The following is an 18,802-nucleotide window of genomic DNA, read 5'->3' as shown; positions in this document are numbered from 1 at the left end:
TGAAGCTTTCGTGCTAGCCTTCAGGCTACCTGAAGGCTATGAGGGAGTATCCATGGAAGGTCTGTTGCTGTCGATACATGTACTCGCCGGCATCGTGTTCGTCGGCGGATCGGCCATCGCGGCCAGCCTGTTTCCCCGCTACGTACCCGTTACCGCCGACGTCGGCGTGGGTTCGGCGGTCGGCGACGCGCCGACGCAGGTCTCAACCGAGACCGAGCGGAATCGGGCCGTGGCCATCGCGCTGCACCGAATCACCCGGGGCTACGGCCTCTTCGGCATTGTCGTGCCGGTGGTCGGGATCGCCGCGGCCCTCGTGCAGGGCCGGATCGGCGAGATCTGGATCACCGTCTCCATGATCCTCACCGCGGTGGCGGGCGGCCTGCTGGCCCTGCAGATCTACCCCCGGCAACGCGACGCGCTCGCCACCCCCGACGGCGGCGAGCGGCTGCGCAAGCTCTCCATGCTCGCCGGGATCTACAACCTGCTTTGGGCGACCGTCGTCGTGCTGATGATCGTCCGTCCCGGCTCGGCCACGGCATGACCTTCCCGCGTACGGCCGCCCTCCCGTCGGGCGTCCGCTGGCGCGCCGTCATTCCGGGCGTCGATGGACTGCTGGCTGTACGGCGGAGGCGAAGGACCCAGTAAGGAGCCGTGCCTCGAAAGGCGCGAGGGTGACCGCGTCGGTCGGCCGGTCTCGCTCGTCGACGGCCGCGTGCGATGACCAAAGCGTGCTCCTGGCATCAGGAAGCGCGATTCTCTGGTCACGGTCGGAAAGATTCACCGCCACGAGAACCGCGTCTTCGCCGTCACCGCGACGATAGACGAGATGGTTCGGGTGGGCGGACAACACGGTGATACCGCCTTCGCGCAGTACGGCCAGCTCTTTTCGGAGCGTCAGGAGTTCTTTGACGAGGGAGAGGACCGAGCCGGGGTCGAATTCCTGGCTCTCGACGCTGAACTCTCCCGCCCACGAAGGTATGGGCAGCCAAGTCTCGACGTCATCGGGACCGAATCCGGCGTGCGCCGGCTTCTCCTGCCACGGCATGGGCATCCGCTGCGGGTCACGGCCGAGGCCGAGACCGGGCGCGCGTAGTTCGGCGCAGTCGCGGGCGTGCCCGCTGTCGACGGGGGAGTCGGGGAGGCCGAGTTCGTCGCCGTAATAGAGCGTCGGCGTTCCCTTGAGGGTGAGCAGCACGGTCAGTGCGCCGGGTACGCGTTCCGTTCCGATTCGACTGGCCAGACGAGAGGGGTCGTGATTGCTCAGCACCCAGTTGGGGTGCGAGCCGGCCGGGAGCGCGGCGTAATAGCGCTGAATGAGTTCCGCCAGGTCGACCCCGTTCCAGGGGGTGTCGATGAGGGAGAAGTTCATCGCGATGTCCAGCCCTCGCGACCCGAGCGCGGCGACGCGTTCGAGTTTGAGGTGGAGCTCACCCATCAGCATTCGGTCGGCATAGTCCTCGGTGACCGTGTGCATCTCCGTGAGGAGGCCCGGGAGTTCGGGTTGGTCGGCGGTGTACTTCTGAATCTGCCGCACCGTCGTGTGGGCCGCCGCGCCGCCGATCTCGAACGACTCGCTGCCGTCATCCATCGGATTGTCGCGAAGCAACGCGTCCTTGATGAGCCGCCACACCGCGTCCACGCGGAACCCGTCGACCCCACGGTCGAGCCAGAATCTCATCACGTCGAACATCGCGTGTTTGACGTCCGGGTTGCGCCAGTTCAGGCTCGGCTGCTCCGGCAGATGCGCGTGGTAGTAATACTGTCCGGTCGGCTCGTGGAAGGTCCAGGAGGAGCCGCCGAACGCGGAGGCCCAGTTGTTGGGCGGGCCGCCGTCCGGCTTCGGGTCGTGCCAGAGATACCAGTCCCGGTGCGCGCTGTCGCGACTCGACAGGGCGTCACGGAACCATGGATGCTCGCTGGAGGTGTGCTGGGGCACGTAGTCGAGTACGACACGCAGCCCTCGATCGTGCGCCCCCCGAACGATCCGCTCGAAGGTCGCCAGATCGCCGAACATCGCCCCGACCTCGGTGTATCCGGACACGTCGTAGCCGAAGTCCAGCAGCGGCGAAGCGTAGATCGGGCTCAGCCGGATCGCGGTCACGCCGAGTGCCGCGATGTAGTCGAGGCGCCGCTCCACGCCCCGCAGATCGCCGAACCCGTCGCCGTCGCCATCCTGGAAAGACGGCACGTACACCTGGTAGAAGGCCCCTTCGCGCCACCACTGTCCTGGTTCCCGGGTGGTCATCCCTTCACCGCCCCCGCGGTGAGGCCGGAGACGATCTTCTTCTGGAAGACCAGCACCAGGAGGACGAGCGGGATGGAGATGATCACGGACGCGGCGCTGATCGTGCCGAGCGGCTGCTCGTACTCGCTCGCGCCCGTGAAGAACGCGATGGCGACCGGAACTGTACGCGCCTCGGGGCTGTAGGTGAGCGTGGCCGCGAGCAGGAACTCGTTCCAGGCGAAGATGAAGGCGAGGATTCCCACGGTGGCGATGCCGGGCGCGGCGAGCGGCAGGATGACCTTGTAGTACGCCTGGAAAGGAGAGGTGCCGTCGATGTAGGCCGCCTCTTCGAGTTCCACGGGGATCTCTTTGAAGAAGGACACGAGGGTGTAGATCGACAGTGGCAGCGTGAACGTCAGGTAGGGGATGATCAGCCCGACGAGCGTGTTGTAGAGCCCCAGATCGTTCCACAGGGCGAACATCGGCGCGGCGATCGCGATGCCGGGGAAAGTCGTCACCGAGAGCACGATGCTCAGGATGAGGAACTTGCCGCGCATCCTGAGCCGGGCAAGGGGATAGGCGGCGAACGACGCGACGGCGAGCGCGAGGATGGTCGTCGTCGACGCCACGATGACGGAATTGACCAGGGCGCCCAGGAAATGGCTGTCGCCGAGAATCGCCAGGTAGTTCCCGAGAGTGGGGTGCGGCGGGGTGAGACTCGCCGTGGAGAGATCGGGCCCTGCCTTCAACGAGGTGTTGATGAGCCAATAGAGCGGCACGAGCGAGAGCACATGATCGAACCTCGTGTCAAGGCGACCAGGAGGAACCTGTCGGCCTCGATCGCCGACGATCTCCTGTTCAAGATCAAGAGCGGTCAGCTGCCACCGGGCTCGAAGGGGCCGAACGAGAAGGAGCTCATGGCGGCCTATGGGGTTGGCCGCAACACCGTCCGGGAGGCGGTTCAGTCGCTCGTGACCATGGGGTACCTCGATGTCCGCCCACGCGTCGGGGCGAGGGTGACCTCCGTACCGGTGGACGAGGCCGTCGAGTCCGCGGCCATCTCGGCATTACTGGCAGGAGAGGTCGTTGGGGACATCTATGAACTGCGGCGAGTGCTGGAGACGGCGATCGCCGAGCGTGCGGCGACCGAGGCGACACCCGCCGACCTTGAAGCGATCGGCCTCGCCCTGCAGGACTACGAGCGCGCCCACCGGGACGGCCACGGCGCCTACCGCGCCGATGTCGCCTTTCACGCGGCGCTGGCGGTCGCCAGTCACAACGTGGCGTTCCGCAACGTGCTCGAAGGCGTGGGTGATCTGCTCCTGAACGCGCGTCAGCTTACTGATCGTCTTCCTGGCGCGATCTCACTGGCGCTGGAGGAGCACACGGAGATCCTGCGCGCGATCGAACAACGCGACCCTGATCAGGCGCGGCACGCGATGAAGGTGCACATGGCGACTTCCGTAGAGGCTTGGCAGCGTGCGCAGCGGCTCTTTGTCGAGAGCTGACCCGCGAAATCAGAGCGTGTTTGAGAAGATCGTCCATGTTCGGTGTGGCGGTGTGACGGCGGTGCAATATGTCGCCAGGGTGGTCGGGTGCCGTGGCCTCCTTACGCCTCGCACTTGACCGGCGCAAAGTGAAGCCGGGGATCGGGGTCCCACGCCGGGTCCGAAGACCGGTGGTCGCCCGGAGGAACGTCCGCGGCGGAAGGTCGTGAACCCAATCCTTTACATGTTGCGGTCCGGCTATCCCTTGCGGTACGTACCTTGTCGACCTTCCTCGTCAAAGGACCGTTCTCATGCCTTCTGCCGTCTCACGGATCACCGAGCTCATCCCCCCTCGAACCACCCCACGATCCCGGAACTGGGAGTCTGTAGAGAACGAGCTCGGCACTCCGCTGCCCGCCGACTACAAGCAACTTGCCGATATCTACGGCGCGGGAGTCTTCGATGAGGAGATCTGGCTTCTGGAACCTGGATGCGACCACCACGAGATCTTCAAAGACGATCTGAACTTGGTGTCTGCGGCCAAGGAACGCGACGAGGTGCTGGCCGACCTCTGGGAGTTCGAGGACAAGCCCGCAGAGCTCCGCGAAGACGGGGCGCGCGTGTTGCCCTGGGCCTTTTTCGAAGGGAGCGGCCACTTCCTCTACTGGGTCCTTCAGTCTGGCCAGGCACCGGACGACTGGACTGTCATCATGAACGAAGGACGCGGCCCCGAATGGGAGAGTCACCCCCTGTCGTGCAGCCAGTACCTCTTTGCAGCCATGACCGGAAACCTCGACTCCGTCTACTTTGACGGCCCGCTTGCCACAACCCACCAGTTCCAGCCCATCACAGAATTCGTCTAATGGTTGGCAGGCTCCGGGTGATCGAGCGTTCAGGTGGTGATCGACGTCAGTCGCAGGCGTGGCGCGGTTGGCGTTGGGCGGGTCCTCCTCGGGTGAGGCGGCGGGCCATACCGGCGATGGCGGCCCAGCGGATGATGGCCTCGGACACGGCGGGGTCGCGTTCATAGTCGCGGGCCAAGCGGCGGCAGGCGGTCAGCCAGGCCAGCGTCCTCTCCACCACCCACCTGCGGGAGATGATGTTGAAGCCGCGCTGGTCAGCGGGCTTGCGCACGATCTCCAGCGTGGTGCGCAGGGTGTCTCGTGCCCAGTCCACCAGCCTTCCTGCGAAGCCCTGGTCGGCAAAGACGTGCCGGACCGGAGTAGTCAGGTACGCCGACAGCAGGGCCGTCTTGGCGCCGTCACGGTCCTGCCAGCTCGCCGCCAGCACTGCGACCGTGACGAGGAAGCCGGTCGTGTCAGTGATGATGAACCTCTTACGACCGTTGACCTTCTTGCCTGCGTCGTAGCCGCGGCTAGTCCGGCCAACGGTGTCTGCGCCCTTGACGCTTTGCGAGTCGATGATGCCCGCCGACGGCTCATCGTCTCGTCCGGCCTGACGGCGGGCCTTGATGCGCAGCTCGCTCAGCAGCGCCTCGGTGACGCCGGCCTGTTCCCACTGCTGGAAGTACCAGTACACCGTCTGCCAGGGCGGCAGATCGGTGGGCAGGTACCGCCACGGGCAGCCCGAGCGCACCACGTACAGGATCGCATTCACGATCTCCCGGCGCGAGTGCTTCTCCGGACGCCCGCCGGTGTTCGGCTTGGGGAGTATGGGCTCGATCAGCTCCCACTGCGCGTCGGTCAAGTCCGAAGGGTAGCGATCTGGGGGCATTCGTCCACCCTGACGGCATCGGCACCCATCGTCACGCCACCACACCGAACATGGACGATCTTCTCAAACACGCTCTCAGTGATGACGAAAATTTAATGATAAAGAAAAACTGAACGAGGAACGACTTTTGCCCGGCCAGAAACGCCTTCGAGTAGCTGTTGCCAATCCTCTTCATGAGGAGTCCTACCAGCGCATCGTAGAGCGCGAACCCCGCGTGACGCTGCTCAATGATCTTTCACTGCTTCCCCCCACACGGCACCGGGCGGATTTCTCCGGCGACCCCGAATTTCGGCGTACCCCTGAACAGCAGGCGGAATTCGAAGCCCTCCTCGATTCAGCCGACGCGCTGCTCGGGATCCCTGACGTCGATGCGGCGGCGCTGGGCCGGGCGGTGCGGTCGAACTCACGTCTTCGCTGGGTGCACGCGACCTCGGCCGGCGGTGGGCAGCAGGTCGGGAGGGCCGGACTGAGCCCGTCGCACCTCGAGAGGGTCACCTTCACCACCTCCGCCGGCGTGCATGGGTCGCCGCTGTCGGAGTTCGTGGTGCTGGGCATTCTCAGTGGTGCCAAAGACCTTCCCCGGCTGCTGCAATTGAAAAGCCGGCGCCACTGGAGCGAACGGTGGATGTCTCGGCAGATCTCCCGGCAAAAGGTGTTGATTCTTGGCTTCGGCGGGATCGGCCGGGCCGTCGCTCGATCTCTTTCCGCGCTGGGCATGAGCGTTACGGCCACCTCGCGCCACGCCGACGCCAAGCACCCCGATGTCGACAGATGTGTCAGCGTCGATGAACTGACCGAGGTGATCGGAGACATGGACGCGATCGTGTGCGCGCTGCCGGGCACCGATCTGACGAAAGGAATCGTCGACGAACGACTGCTCGCCCGGGTCAAACCCGGTGCCACACTCGTGAATGTGGGCCGAGGCACCGTGGTCGACGAATCGGCGCTCATCGCGGCGCTGGAGGACGGACGGATCGGTTTCGCCGCCCTCGATGTGTTCGAGGTCGAGCCGCTGCCCGCCGAGAGCCCGCTCTGGACCATGCCGAACGTCCTGATCAGCCCGCATACCGCGGCCCTCGCCGTCGACGAGGAGACGGCCGTCGTCGAGCTGTTCGCCGACAATGCCACGCGGCTGCTCGACGGGCATCCGCTCGTGAACGTCGTCGACACGGTCGAGTTCTATTGACCTGCCGGCTTCCTGGAAGAAGTCGGTCACCCGGCCGCGCCGGGGCCGGGCAGCAGGTCGACGTCGCCCGCGTGCATCGGCTCGCCGCAGTGGGCGCAGCGCAGGTCGACCCTGCTGATCTCACCGCACGCGTGATGGCGGTAGAGCACCGGCGGGCCGGCCTCGCCCGCGAGCCACTTGTCCCCCCAGCCGGCCATGACCATGAGCAGGTCGACGAGCTCGCCGCCCTTCGCCGTCAGGCGGTACTCGTAGCGCGGCCGCATGTCGTAGGCGTGGCGCTCCAGCACGCCCTGGTCGACGAGGTGGTTGAGCCGCTCGGTCAGCACCTTGCGGGAGATCCCGAGGTCGACCTGGATCTGGTCGAACCTGCTCACCCCGGCCCACACGTCACGCAGGATCAACGGCGACCACGGCTCCCCGATCACGTCGAGGGTGCGTGCGATGGAGCAGGCCATCTCCCTGAAGTTCGTGCGTTGCATGAGCGGAGTCTAGCAATTGGGGTTCCCTTAGGGAACTTAGAGTGTTACGGTCATGGAGTCTCTTCAAGGAACTCAAATACTGCCGCCAGGAGATGGTCACCATGCTCAAGCCCGACGTACGCCGCGTGCTCGACGGCACCTCGCTCGCCCACCTCGCCACCGTCCTGCCCGACGGCGCTCCCCACTCCGTTCCGGTCTGGGTCGGCACGTACGGCGACCAAGTCGCGATCATGACAGGCCCGGGCTCCCAGAAGGCCCGCAACCTGCGGCGCGACCCCCGGGTCGCACTCTCCCTGACGCCGCCCGACAACCCGTTCCAGCCGGTCCTCGTCCGCGGCAGGGTCGTCGAGTGGATCGAGGGCGACGCTGCCTGGGAGATCGTCGACCGGATCTCGACGAAGTACATCGGCGGCCCCTACACGCGCGATGTGGAGCGGGTCGTCGCGCTCATCGAGCCCGATCGGCAGAGCATGGGCTGAGACGCCCTGCCGCACGTCGTCCTGCTTCGTGAAGAGGAGCATCGATCTTCGCTTACTGTGCATCTCGGGGAAATCGCTGAGGCAGAATGTCCGAGCCAGGGCGTATAGATGCGCGGCGTGCCAGGGGGGATCACGGAGGATGACGTCGGGAATGGGCACTCAGGCTCAGGAGCAGCTCGGCCCTTATCGGATGATCGAGAAGATCGGCGAAGGCGGTATGGGGGTCGTCCATCTCGGTCTCGACGGCGCGGGCCGCAAAGTCGCGATCAAGGTGCTGCACCAGCATGTGGCCGCCGACCTCAAGGCCCGTGACCGGCTGGTCCGCGAGGTGGAGACCATGCAGCGGGTGCGCAGCCCGTACGTCGCCGAGGTGATCGACGCCGAGCTGGCGGGCGGCCGGCCGTATGTGGTGACCCGTTTCGCCGCGGGCCGCACGCTGGAGGACGCCGTGCTGTCCCAGGGCCCGATGGAGGCGCGCGAGGTCATCAGGCTCGCCCAGGGGCTGTGCCAGGCGCTGGTGGACGTGCACGCGGCCGGTGTGATCCATCGGGATCTCAAGCCGTCCAACGTCATGCTGGTCGGCGGCGAGCCGCTGGTCATCGACTTCGGCATCGCGCATCTGGTGAACGCGACCCGGCTCACGCTGACGGGCATGTTCGTGGGGACGCCGGGCTATCTCGCGCCCGAGATCATCCGCGACTCCCAGATCACCCAGGCGGCCGACGTGCACGCGCTCGCCTCGACGGTGTTCTTCGCCGCCACGGGGCTGCCGCCGTTCGGGACGGGGGCGTTCGAGACGGTCTGCTTCAACACCATGGAAGGGCGGGTGCAGCTCGACAAGGCGCCGATGTGGCTGCGGGACTGGCTCGGCCGGGCGCTGCAGGTCGATCCGGCGGCCCGGCCCAGCGCGCGGGAACTGCAGCGGATGGCCAGGGCGCTCGATCCGGCGGGCCGCCCGGCTCGGGCCGAATGGCACGGAGATCGTACGCCGGCGAGCCGCCTGGGTGAGGCCAAGGGGCGCGGAGACGGCACGCTCACCATGGACGCCGTCTCCGACCTGCTCCCGCCGGTCGACTACGCCGCGAGGCGCCAGGAGCAGCCGGCGTACGTACCCGCCCCGGCGCCGACCGTCCACACCGATCAGCCGGAGGAGCGCCGCCCGGCCCCGGCCCCCAAGGAGCCGTTCGACCTCCAGCGGTTCTTGGCCAGTAGCGGGTTCGTCGGGGTGCTCGCGGTCGTGACGCTGATGGCGTTGACCGTCGTCACGCCGGTCGCCATGGGGCTGCTGGCGGCGGCGCTCACGCTGGCGTTGCGCGTGGCCGAATACTTCTTGGGCGAGACCGAGCGGACGTGGTCCAGGGAGGCGCTCGTGGCGGGGGGTCACCTGCTCCTGTCGCTGGCGTTCGGCATCGCCGCCGCGACTTTCCTGCACATGGCCGGCCGGTTGAGCGTCGGCCACGCGGAATCCTTGGCCGCCGGCGCGTTCACGCTGGGGCTGTTCGTGCTGCCCGGCTCGGGGCCGGTACGGTGGGCCGCCTCGCACATCCTCGACCGCTTCCTGCCCGGCCGCACCGCGACCGTGGTGTCGGTGGCCGTGATGGGACCGATCGCGCTGACCTCGGTGATCGTGGCCCTGGTCCAGGCGTTGTAGCCCGGCCCGGACGGCGTTCGGCGTGGCGCACGTTCGCCCGGCTCGCGCGCCACCACCTCGCCGCCCGGCGGTGGCGCGCCGACCGTGACCGCTGTCGGCGCGAACGGCATCCCCGGTGGCTTCAGTTAGACGGGCTGGTCGGCTAGGCGGGCTGGTCGGCCGTCGCGCGCGCCGCCATCCGCCGTTCGAACCACAGGGAGCAGAACGGCGGGACCGCGCACGCCAGGCCCAGCACCACCGCGCCCCGGCTCCAGCCCGCCTCGCGCGCCGAGAGCAGGACTCCGATCACGTACAGCACGAACAGCGCTCCGTGGATCGGCCCGAACACCTTCACACCGAGTTCGCCGGTCGCGGTCACGTACTTGAAGAACATCCCGACCAGCAGCCCTGCCCACGAGCATGCCTCGGCCACCGCCACGACCCGGAACCAACCCAGCATTTCTCACCCTTTCGCCCGAAATGACGCGGATACTCTACAGGCTGTAGAGGATGGCGAACGGCGACCGAGGGTCGTTCTGGGGTGCATGATCGTCTGGCACACTAAGTCCATGAGTGGACGAGGTCGCCCGCCAGACCCGGACCTCGAAGCGCGGGTCCATGCCGCGGCGCTCGACCTGTACGGCGAGGTGGGCTGGGCGGGGTTCAGCCTGGACGTGGTGGCGCGGCGGGCGCGCGTGGGGAAGGCGGCCCTCTACAGCAGGTGGGGCAGCAAAGAGAAGCTGATCGTCGACGCGCTGACGGCCATGCACCCCGACCCTGACCCGAATGCCCCGAAACGGTCGGGGCTGCTGCGGGAGGACCTGGTCGTCATGGCGGTGAACATCCTCGACGGCTACTTCGACCGCCGGGGTCTGGTCATCCTGCGGGCGCAGATCGAGGCCAAGGTCTATCCGGAGCTGTTCGGTCATGCGCTGGAGCGGCTCCAGCGAGAGCGCATCAGGGAGGGCCGCGCCATCGTGGTGAGCGGCATCGACCGAGGCGAGCTTCCGGCGGGGACGTCCCCGGCTCGGGTGCTGGACGCGGTCGCGGGCATTCTGACCAACCACGTTCTGTCGACACCGGCCAGCCAGATGCCCGCGCTGATCAAGCGCAAGGAGAAGTTCGCCGAGGAGACCGTCGACTTCGTGCTGTCGGCCGTCGGCTACCGGTCAGCGGCCCAAGACGTCTGATCCGTCGCGGACGCAGGACCGGTTCCGGGGCGTCTGGCTTGTCCTTGGTCGGTCACTTGCCGGGCGGCTATTTACAGACCAAGTTCGTCTGTATTAGCGTGCGGATCAGCGCGCCAACGGCTTGATCGGCTCACGGATATGGCCCTGACGCGGCCTCCCGGAAGGAGCACAGACATGGCCCCCAGCCCGTGACTCTCACGAACGCGAGCAGCCCCGGCCGGATCGTCGCGGTGCTGGCTTTCGGCGGCATGGTCGTCTCCATGATGCTCACCCTCGTGGCGGCCGTCATCCCAAGGCTGCCCGAACGCGTCGGGCGGTCTAGCGTCGGGCGGTCTAGCGTCGGGCGGTCTAGCGTCCGGCGATCTAGCGTCCGGCGATCTAGCGTCCGGCGATCTGCAGCCGACCAGCAAGGTACGGCCCCCCACCTGACGGAACCGATCCCTACTGAACAGTCCTGAACACCGCTGCGCACACATGAAGGGCATTCCATGGGAGCTCTTGACGGCAGGATCGCCATCATCACCGGCGCGGGCCGCGGCATCGGCGCCTCCATCGGCCGGATGTTCGCCGCCCAGGGCGCGAAGCTCGTGCTCAACGACCTCGGCGCCGGCCCGGACGGCACGGGCGGCGACGCCGGTCCCGTACAGGACGTCGCCGAGGAGATCAACGACCTCGGCGGCCAGGCCGTTGCCGACACCGGCGACATCGCCGAGACCGCGACCGGCCGGCGCCTGGTCGACCTGGCCGTGGAGAACTACGGCGGGCTCGACATCGTCGTCAACGTCGCCGGCATCCTCCGCGACAAAATGATCTTCAATCTGCCCGAGGAGGACTGGGACGCCGTCATCCGGGTGCACCTGCGCGGCCACTACAGCACGATCAAGCCCGCGGCCGCGTACTGGCGCGGCCAGCGCAACCCGGACGGCCACTATCGCGTCATCAACTTCACCTCGGACTCGGCGCTCCAGGGCTCCCCGGGCCAGCCCAACTACGCCGCCGCGAAGATGGGCATCATCGGCCTGACCGCCTCGCTCGCCAACGGCCTGGCCCGGTACGGCGTGACCGCGAACGCCATCGCCCCCGGCGCGGCCACCCGCCTGACCGCGACCGTCCCGGACGACAAGAAGCTCGGCGACGATTCCCGCCTCGCGGAGGTCATGTCGCCGGACAACATCGGGCCGATCGTCACCTACATCGCCGGCACCGAGTCGGACTGGCTGTCGGGGCGTACGCTCGGCGCCGCCGGGTACGAGGTCAGGCTGTGGAACACGCCCGAGGTCGTCGAGACCGTCGCCTCGGACGGCCCGTGGGACCTCCAGGACCTCGCGGACAAGGTCGCGAAGTCGTTCCGCCCCAAGGCCGACGGCCTGCCGCCATCGCTCTTCATGGCCCAGATCCCGAAGTGAGCCGATCAGCACCTTAGGCCCGTCCATGCCGACAGGAGAGGGAAGCCCTATGTCCTCTACCACCCCATCAACCACGGCACCCATCGGCTTCTACGAGATCGCCGCCGCCGACCCCGGCCGGGTGGCCATCATCGATCCGGACGGATCGGCTCTCACCTCCGGCGAGCTGCTGGCACGGGTCAACCGCGTCTCACGCGCCCTGCGGTCGCACGGTCTCACGGCGGGCGACGCCGTGGCGGTGGCGGTGCACAACGGTCACGAGTATCTGGAGTTGTCGCTGGCCCTGGGGCAGGTCGGGATGTTCCTGGTTCCGGTGAACTGGCGGCTGGCCCCGGCCGAGATGCGGTACATCATCCAGGACTCCGGGGCCAAGGTCGTGGTCATGGACGCCGAGCAGGCGGCGACGCTGCCGCTCGAGTCGCTCCCGGAGCACCGGTTCGTGGTCGGTGGCGCGCTGGACGGCTGGCTGCCCTATCCGGAGCTGGGTGCGGGCGAGTCGGCCGACACGCCGCCGCAGCGCCGGCTCGGGTCCGTCATGGGCTACACCTCGGGCACCACGGGCAGCCCCAAGGGCGTACGGTTCCCGCTGCCGGACGTCCTTCCGGAGGCGGCGATCACGTCGTTCACGGCCTTTGTCTCCCGCTACGAGATCACCGTGGCCGAGGGGGTACACCTGGTGTGCTCGCCGATCTACCACGCCGCTCCCAGCGGCCACGCCTCCGCCTTCCTGCACCTCGGCCACACGGTGGTGCTCCAGGACAGGTTCGATGCCGAGGATGTGCTGCGGGCGGTGGAGCGATACCGCGTGACCAGCGTGCACATGGTTCCCACGCACTTCCACCGCCTGCTGCGCCTGCCGGAGGAGGTGCGGTCCGCGTACGACCTGTCCAGCCTGGAGGCGGTCATCCACGCGGGCGCGCCGTGCCCAGTGCCGATCAAGCAGCAGATGATGGAGTGGCTGGGCCCGCGGGTGTGGGAGTACCTGGGGTCCACCGAGGGCAGCGTATCCCTGGTGAGCCCGCAGGAGTGGCTGGCAAAGCCCGGCACCGTGGGACGGCCGGTGCCGAACACGGACGTGAAGATCCTCGACGAGGACGGCAAGGAGGTGCCTGCCGGGGAGGCGGGCACCATCTACTTCGGCACGCGGGGGCGGCGGCCGGCCTTCGAGTACAACAACGACTCGGACAAGACCGCGGCCGCGCGGCGGGGCGACCTGGTCACCGCCGGCGACTACGGCTACTTCGACGAGGACGGCTACCTGTTCCTGTTGGACCGGCGGACGGACCTGATCATCTCCGGCGGCGTGAACATCTACCCGGCCGAGATCGAGCAGGCCCTGATCACGCATCCCGCCGTCGCCGACGTCGCGGTCATCGGCGTGCCGGATCCGGACTGGGGCCAGAGCGTGCTCGCGGTCATTCAACCGGCCGCCGGCGCGGTGCCCGGTGACGAGCTGGCCGCCGAACTCCGCGCGCACTGCGCCGAGTATCTGGCCTCGTTCAAGATCCCGCGCCGGTACGAGTTCCGCGCCGACTTCCCGCGGACCGAGACGGGCAAGCTGCAGCGCCGCAAGCTGCGCGATGCCTACATTTAAGGAGTACACGTGAAGGTAGGTGTGCACGTCGGCGGCCCGCCGTCGCCGGACGTCGCGCGGTTCGCCGGATGGGCCGAGGAGACCGGCTTCGACGTCGTCACCACCACCGAGGTCGATCACGATCCCTTTCTGCCACTGGCGCTGGCCGCCCAGGCGACCAGCCGGGTGCGGCTCGCGACGGGCATCGCGGTCGCTTTCGCGCGCACGCCGATGGCGTTGGCGTACATCACCAACGATCTTCAGGCGCTCTCCGGCGGGCGCTTCGTCCTCGGCCTCGGCACCCAGACCAAGCCCCACATCACCCGCCGCTTCAGCATGGAGTGGGGCAAACCGGTGACCCGGATGCGGGAGTACATCACCGCCCTGCGTGCGATCTGGAACGACTGGAACAAGGGCGAGGAGGTGCGGCACGTGGGGGAGTACTACCGGCACACGCTCATGACGGCGACCTTCCGCTCGGCGCCGCACGGACACGACAATCCGCCGATCCACCTCGCCGCGGTCGGCCCGGCCATGACGCGGCTGGCCGGTGAGGTGGCGGACGGGCTGATACCGCACGGCTTCAGCACCGAACGGTATTTCCGCGAGGTCACCCTGTCGGCTCTGGAGGAGGGCCTGGAACGGGCCGGTCGTGACCGGTCCGAGGTGAGCGTCCACTGTCCCGGCTTCGCGCACGTGTACGCCCCGGACGGCTCCATAGACGAGCAGCGGCGGATGCTGCGCGGCCGGATCGCCTTCTACGGCTCCACCCCCGCCTACCGAGGGGTTCTCGCCCTCCACGGCTGGGAGGAACTGCACGAGCGGCTCCACGCGCTGTCCGTCCGTCCGGAGGCCGACCGCTGGGACCGAATGGCCGACCTGGTCGATGACGAGGTGCTCGACACGTTCTGTACGAGCGGCACGCTGCCCGAAGTGGCGGCGGAGCTGCGCCGCCGATTCGGCGGGCTGGTCGACCAGGTGCACCTCCATCCACCGGCGGGCACGCCGGAGACGGAGATCCGCGCCGCCCTGGCCACGCTCCACGACTCCGTCCCGCCCGTGGGAGAGCGAGCCCTTCCTGCGGGCGAGCGATAGGTCGCCTCAGCGGGTCTCGAGGTGGGCCTGGATGGCGTCCATGACGGCTCGCGGCGAGGCCGAGCGGCTGAAGGTGGCCACCACCACCTGCTCGCCCTTCTCCTGGGGCTGCTCCAGGTGGCGGAACGTGGCGATCACATAGCCGAGAGCGTGGTCCAGGAGCCCGAAGGGATCGTAGGCGCCGCCGGCCCGCAGCCAGCCGCGCAGGACCTGGTTGTGCGCCGCCACGACGGAGGCGGCCATGAGTTCGGCCCGCAGGCCGGCGTCGGGCGAGTCGCCGAGCCATTCGCCGACGAACTCCCGGAACAGCCGCTGGTAGCGGGCCACGCTGGCGATCTCCCGGTCGCGCAGCGCGGGCACCTCCCGGACCAGGCGGTAGCGGCGCAGCGACACCTCGGCGTCGTCGACGTAGTGGGCGAGCACGAGGCGTACGGCGTCGGTGATGGCCACGATCGCGGTGTCGGCGGCGGAGGCGCGCAGGCGGGTGTCGATCTTGGCCAGCAGCGCGTCGTGGTCGGGGAAGATCGCGTCTTCCTTGGAGTGGTAATGGCGGAAGAACGTGCTGCGGCTCACGCCCGCCCGGGCGGCGATGTCGTCCACGGTCGTGGCGTCGTAGCCGTTCTCGTCGAACAGGGCGACGGCGGCTTCGGCCAGGCGGTGGCTGATGCTCGGGTTCGGCACAGGGGCCATTCTTCCGGATTCAGGGGTGTCCAAAACGTACGAAACTCAGTACCGTACTTATGAAACTCAGTCCCATGGACGGTGATGGATGAGACCACCTGACACCGCGGGCAGCCTCGCCCGCCTGAAGGAGCGGCTCGACGAGGCCGTCCACGTCGCCGAGGCGCGCGCGGCGACCAAGCAGCACGCCAAGGGCAGGCTGACCGCCCGCGAGCGGATCGAGCGGCTGCTGGACGACGGCTCGTTCGTCGAACTGGACGCCCTCATGAAGGGTTCGCTCGGTTACGGTGACGGCGTGGTGACCGGGTACGGGACGGTGGACGGCCGCCAGGTGTGCGTGTTCTCACAGGACTTCACGGTCGCGGGCGGCAGTCTGGGTGAGGTGTACGGGCAGAAGATCTGCAAGGTCATGGACCTGGCGATGCGCAACGGGTGCCCGATCGTCGGCATCAACGAGGGCGCCGGGGCGCGCATCCAGGAGGGTGTGGTCTCGCTCGGGCTGTACGGCGAGATCTTCCGCCGCAATATCCGCGCCTCCGGTGTGATCCCGCAGATCTCCCTCATCATGGGCGCCTGCGCGGGCGGTCACGTGTACTCGCCGGCGCTCACCGACTTCACGGTCATGGTGGACGAGTCCTCGCACATGTTCGTCACGGGCCCGGACGTGATCAAGACCGTGACCGGCGAGGACGTCACGTTCGAGGAGCTCGGCGGCGGGCGGGTGCACAACAGCCGCAGCGGCGTGGCCCACTACCTGGCGCACGACGAGGACGACGCGCTGGACTACGTCCGGGCGTTGCTGTCGTACCTGCCGGACAACAACCTCGACGAGCCGCCGCACTCGGTGTTCGAGGCGGACCTGGAGCCTTCGGCCGACGACCTGGCGCTGGACGTGCTGGTCCCGGACTCGCCGAACCAGCCGTACGACATGCACGAGGTGATCGGCGCGCTGCTGGACGACGGCGAGTTCCTGGAGGTGCAGGGGCTGTTCGCGCCCAACATCGTGGTCGGCTTCGGCCGGATCGAGGGCCGGCCGGTCGGCGTGGTGGCCAACCAGCCGATGCGGCTGGCCGGGACGCTCGACATCGACGCCTCCGAGAAGGCCGCCCGGTTCGTACGCACCTGCGATGCCTTCAGCGTCCCGGTCCTTACGCTGGTGGACGTGCCCGGCTTCCTGCCCGGCACCGACCAGGAGTGGAACGGCATCATCCGGCGCGGCGCCAAACTCCTGTACGCCTACGGCGAGGCCACCGTCCCGCTCGTCACCGTCATCACCCGCAAGGCCTACGGCGGCGCGTACGACGTGATGGGCTCCAAGCACCTGGGCGCCGACGTCAACCTGGCCTGGTCCACCGCCCAGATCGCGGTCATGGGCGCCCAGGGCGCGGTCAACATCCTGCACCGCAAACGCCTGGCCGCCGCCGACGACCCCGACACGCTGCGCGCCGAGCTGGTCCACGAGTACGAGGACACCCTCGCGACCCCGTACCTGGCGGCCGAACGCGGTTACGTGGACGCCGTCATCCGGCCGAGCGAGACCCGCCGCGAGGTGACCAGGGCGCTGCGGCTGTTGCGCGGCAAGCGCGACGCCCTGCCGCCCAAGAAGCACGGGAACATCCCGCTGTGAGCAACATCAAGCCCGGGGGCGAGGGAGCCGAGCGGGCGGCCGGGGCGCCGACGGATCCGCCCGCCGTGCGCGTGGTGAAGGGCGCTCCGACGCCGGAGGAGCTCGCCGCCCTGGTCGTGGCTTTGCGTCTGGTGCGACCGGCGGCCGACGCCCCGCCACCCGCCGTCACCCGCGCCCGGCGCGTGCTGCGCCGTCCCCTCGTGCCAGGCCCGCGCGGCTGGCGGGAGTCGAGCTGGAACCTGGGAGGACACCTGTGAGCCTGCGCAAAGTGCTGATCGCCAACCGCGGCGAGATCGCCGTCCGCATCGTCCGCGCCTGCCGGGACGCCGGCATCGGCTGCGTGGCCGTCTACGCCGATCCCGACCGCGACGCGCTGCACGCCCGCCTGGCCGACGAGGCGTACGCGCTGGACGGCGCCACGCCGGGGGAGACGTACCTGTCGATCGACAAGATCATCGAGGTGGCGGCGCGGTCGGGCGCCGACGCCGTACATCCCGGTTATGGCTTTCTGGCGGAGAACGCCGCCTTCGCCCAAGCGGTCATCGACGCCGGGCTGATCTGGATCGGCCCGCCCCCGGCGGCGATCACCGCCCTCGGCGACAAGGTCGAGGCCCGGCACATCGCCCAGAAGGTAGGAGCTCCGCTGGTGGCCGGAACGGCCGACCCGGTGTCCGGGGCGGACGAGGTGCTGGCGTTCGCGCGGGAGCATGGCCTGCCGATCGCCATCAAGGCGGCGTTCGGGGGCGGCGGGCGCGGGCTCAAGGTCGCCCGCACCCTGGAGGAGATCCCCGACCTGTACGACAGCGCGGTCCGCGAGGCGGTGGCGGCGTTCGGGCGGGGCGAGTGCTTCGTCGAGCGCTACCTCGACCGGCCCCGCCACGTCGAGACCCAGTGCCTGGCCGACGCCCACGGCGGCGTGGTCGTGGTCAGCACCCGCGACTGCTCGCTCCAGCGCCGCCACCAGAAGCTGGTCGAAGAGGCGCCCGCGCCGTTCCTCACCACGGAGCAGGAGGCCCTGCTGCGCGACAGCTCCAAGGCCATCCTGCGCGAGGCCGGCTACGTCGGCGCCGGGACCTGCGAGTTCCTCGTCGGCCAGGACGGCACGATCTCCTTCCTGGAGGTCAACACCCGCCTGCAGGTCGAGCACCCGGTCAGCGAGGAGGTCACCGGCATCGACCTCGTACGCGAGATGTTCCGTATCGCCGACGGCGAGCCGCTGGGCTACGACGACCCGCCCGCTCGCGGCCACTCGATCGAGTTCCGGATCAACGCCGAGGACCCCGGCCGCGGCTTCCTGCCCGCCCCCGGCACGATCACCCGCTGGCACGCCCCCTCGGGTCCCGGCGTCCGTCTCGACGGCGGCTACGAGCAGGGCGAGACCGTGCCCGGCTCCTTCGACTCCCTGGTCGCCAAGCTGATCGTCACCGGCGCCACTCGCGAGCAGGCGCTCCAGCGCGCCCGCCGGGCGCTGGCCGAGTTCGAGGTCGACGGCATGCCCACCGCGCTGCCCTTCCACCGGGCGGTCGTGGACGACCCGGCGTTCACCGCCGAGCCGTTCACCGTCCACACCCGCTGGATCGAGACCGAGTTCGACAACCGCCTCACCCCGTACGCCGGACCGGCCGCCACGGCGGAACCGGCGGAGCGGGACCGGATCACCGTCGAGGTGGCAGGCAAGCGACTGGAGGTCGTCCTGCCCGCCGGCATCACCGGCCCGCAGAGCGCCGGTACGCCCAGGGCCGCCGCCCCCCGGCGTCGAGGCGCGGGCGCCGTGCGTTCCGCGCCCAGCGGAGACGCCCTGGTCAGCCCGATGCAGGGCACCATCGTCAAGCTGGTGGCCGCCGACGGCGACACCGTGCGCGAGGGCGACACCATCGTGGTCCTGGAGGCCATGAAGATGGAGCAGCCGCTGACCGCCCACAAGGACGGCACCGTGGTGGGGATGTCCGCCCAGGTGGGCGCCACTGTCGCGGCGGGCGCGGTGATCTGCGAGATCAAGGACCCGTCGTGA

19 protein-coding genes are annotated in these 18,802 nt (G+C 68.7%); 13 read left to right on the top strand and 6 right to left on the bottom strand.

From position 1 onward, the window contains the following. Nucleotides 1-52 precede the first annotated feature (52 nt). Nucleotides 53-541, top strand: coding sequence for a hypothetical protein (locus tag AB0J16_RS25995; protein ID WP_358544100.1), 489 nt, complete (start codon nucleotides 53-55; stop codon nucleotides 539-541). Nucleotides 542-589: 48 nt separating this feature from the next. On the opposite strand, the gene AB0J16_RS25990 is transcribed toward AB0J16_RS25995, so the two are convergent. Both AB0J16_RS25990 and AB0J16_RS25985 read right to left on the bottom strand, forming a co-directional pair. Further along, nucleotides 590-2,245, bottom strand: a complete 1,656-nt coding sequence (locus AB0J16_RS25990; RefSeq protein ID WP_358544098.1) for an alpha-amylase family glycosyl hydrolase — start codon at nucleotides 2,243-2,245, stop codon at nucleotides 590-592. Next, nucleotides 2,242-3,015: a carbohydrate ABC transporter permease gene (locus AB0J16_RS25985; RefSeq protein ID WP_358544096.1), complete on the bottom strand. Its 774-nt coding sequence runs from the start codon at nucleotides 3,013-3,015 to the stop codon at nucleotides 2,242-2,244. The genes AB0J16_RS25990 and AB0J16_RS25985 overlap by 4 nt, the downstream gene beginning before the upstream one ends. On the opposite strand from AB0J16_RS25985, the gene AB0J16_RS25980 reads away from it, so the two are divergent. Both AB0J16_RS25980 and AB0J16_RS25975 read left to right on the top strand, forming a co-directional pair. Then, on the top strand, nucleotides 3,016-3,732 hold the full coding sequence (locus AB0J16_RS25980) for a FadR/GntR family transcriptional regulator (RefSeq protein ID WP_358544094.1): 717 nt from the start codon (nucleotides 3,016-3,018) through the stop codon (nucleotides 3,730-3,732). Nucleotides 3,733-4,022: 290 nt separating this feature from the next. Further along, the gene (locus tag AB0J16_RS25975; RefSeq protein ID WP_358544091.1) at nucleotides 4,023-4,574 is read left to right on the top strand and encodes a hypothetical protein; all 552 of its coding nucleotides are present in this window, start codon (nucleotides 4,023-4,025) and stop codon (nucleotides 4,572-4,574) included. Between the two features lie 46 nt (nucleotides 4,575-4,620). Here the strand turns inward: AB0J16_RS25975 and AB0J16_RS25970 are convergent, their stop codons facing one another. Beyond that, a complete protein-coding gene (locus AB0J16_RS25970; protein ID WP_358544089.1) occupies nucleotides 4,621-5,445 on the bottom strand; it encodes an IS5 family transposase in 825 nt (274 codons plus the stop codon). A 127-nt stretch (nucleotides 5,446-5,572) separates the two neighbouring features. Between AB0J16_RS25970 and AB0J16_RS25965 the strand changes: the two genes are divergently transcribed. Beyond that, on the top strand, nucleotides 5,573-6,631 hold the full coding sequence (locus AB0J16_RS25965) for a D-2-hydroxyacid dehydrogenase (RefSeq protein WP_358544087.1): 1,059 nt from the start codon (nucleotides 5,573-5,575) through the stop codon (nucleotides 6,629-6,631). Nucleotides 6,632-6,657: 26 nt separating this feature from the next. Here the strand turns inward: AB0J16_RS25965 and AB0J16_RS25960 are convergent, their stop codons facing one another. Further along, a complete protein-coding gene (locus tag AB0J16_RS25960) occupies nucleotides 6,658-7,110 on the bottom strand; it encodes a helix-turn-helix domain-containing protein (protein WP_358544086.1) in 453 nt (150 codons plus the stop codon). A 101-nt stretch (nucleotides 7,111-7,211) separates the two neighbouring features. Between AB0J16_RS25960 and AB0J16_RS25955 the strand changes: the two genes are divergently transcribed. Together AB0J16_RS25955 and AB0J16_RS25950 are read left to right on the top strand one after the other, a co-directional pair. After that, nucleotides 7,212-7,589, top strand: a complete 378-nt coding sequence (locus AB0J16_RS25955) for a PPOX class F420-dependent oxidoreductase (protein ID WP_358544085.1) — start codon at nucleotides 7,212-7,214, stop codon at nucleotides 7,587-7,589. A 151-nt stretch (nucleotides 7,590-7,740) separates the two neighbouring features. Next, on the top strand, nucleotides 7,741-9,240 hold the full coding sequence (locus AB0J16_RS25950; RefSeq protein WP_358544084.1) for a serine/threonine-protein kinase: 1,500 nt from the start codon (nucleotides 7,741-7,743) through the stop codon (nucleotides 9,238-9,240). A 142-nt stretch (nucleotides 9,241-9,382) separates the two neighbouring features. On the opposite strand, the gene AB0J16_RS25945 is transcribed toward AB0J16_RS25950, so the two are convergent. Continuing rightward, nucleotides 9,383-9,679 (bottom strand): DUF3817 domain-containing protein, encoded by a 297-nt coding sequence (locus AB0J16_RS25945; protein WP_357952409.1) that lies wholly within the window; start codon nucleotides 9,677-9,679, stop codon nucleotides 9,383-9,385. A gap of 109 nt (nucleotides 9,680-9,788) precedes the next feature. Here AB0J16_RS25945 and AB0J16_RS25940 point away from each other — a divergent pair, with 109 nt between their 5' ends. The 4 genes from AB0J16_RS25940 to AB0J16_RS25925 all read left to right on the top strand — a co-directional run bounded on the left by AB0J16_RS25940 (nucleotide 9,789) and on the right by AB0J16_RS25925 (nucleotide 14,483). Next, on the top strand, nucleotides 9,789-10,409 hold the full coding sequence (locus AB0J16_RS25940; RefSeq protein WP_358544083.1) for a TetR/AcrR family transcriptional regulator: 621 nt from the start codon (nucleotides 9,789-9,791) through the stop codon (nucleotides 10,407-10,409). Between the two features lie 488 nt (nucleotides 10,410-10,897). Then, nucleotides 10,898-11,815, top strand: coding sequence for an SDR family NAD(P)-dependent oxidoreductase (locus tag AB0J16_RS25935; protein ID WP_358544081.1), 918 nt, complete (start codon nucleotides 10,898-10,900; stop codon nucleotides 11,813-11,815). Nucleotides 11,816-11,864: 49 nt separating this feature from the next. Beyond that, nucleotides 11,865-13,409, top strand: a complete 1,545-nt coding sequence (locus tag AB0J16_RS25930) for an AMP-binding protein (RefSeq protein ID WP_358544078.1) — start codon at nucleotides 11,865-11,867, stop codon at nucleotides 13,407-13,409. 9 nt (nucleotides 13,410-13,418) lie between these two features. After that, on the top strand, nucleotides 13,419-14,483 hold the full coding sequence (locus AB0J16_RS25925) for a TIGR03617 family F420-dependent LLM class oxidoreductase (RefSeq protein ID WP_358544076.1): 1,065 nt from the start codon (nucleotides 13,419-13,421) through the stop codon (nucleotides 14,481-14,483). Nucleotides 14,484-14,489: 6 nt separating this feature from the next. Here AB0J16_RS25925 and AB0J16_RS25920 read toward each other — a convergent pair whose 3' ends face one another. Beyond that, nucleotides 14,490-15,164 carry a TetR family transcriptional regulator gene (locus tag AB0J16_RS25920; protein WP_358173446.1) on the bottom strand — a complete coding sequence of 225 codons (675 nt, stop codon included), beginning with the start codon at nucleotides 15,162-15,164 and terminating at the stop codon, nucleotides 14,490-14,492. A gap of 88 nt (nucleotides 15,165-15,252) precedes the next feature. Between AB0J16_RS25920 and AB0J16_RS25915 the strand changes: the two genes are divergently transcribed. Genes AB0J16_RS25915 through AB0J16_RS25905 form a run of 3 tightly spaced genes read left to right on the top strand, consistent with a single transcriptional unit; the run spans nucleotide 15,253 to nucleotide 18,802 of the window. Continuing rightward, the gene (locus AB0J16_RS25915) at nucleotides 15,253-16,791 is read left to right on the top strand and encodes an acyl-CoA carboxylase subunit beta (RefSeq protein WP_358544074.1); all 1,539 of its coding nucleotides are present in this window, start codon (nucleotides 15,253-15,255) and stop codon (nucleotides 16,789-16,791) included. Further along, nucleotides 16,788-17,048 (top strand): acyl-CoA carboxylase subunit epsilon, encoded by a 261-nt coding sequence (locus AB0J16_RS25910; RefSeq protein WP_358544072.1) that lies wholly within the window; start codon nucleotides 16,788-16,790, stop codon nucleotides 17,046-17,048. Before AB0J16_RS25915 ends, AB0J16_RS25910 begins: the two co-directional genes overlap by 4 nt. Nucleotides 17,049-17,050: 2 nt before the next feature. After that, a complete protein-coding gene (locus AB0J16_RS25905) occupies nucleotides 17,051-18,802 on the top strand; it encodes a biotin carboxylase N-terminal domain-containing protein (protein ID WP_358544469.1) in 1,752 nt (583 codons plus the stop codon).

Origin of the sequence: Nonomuraea sp. NPDC049750, from assembly GCF_040659625.1 — a bacterium.
Classification (GTDB): Bacteria; Actinomycetota; Actinomycetes; order Streptosporangiales; family Streptosporangiaceae; genus Nonomuraea.
This window is presented reverse-complemented; position numbering and strand designations above follow the sequence as displayed.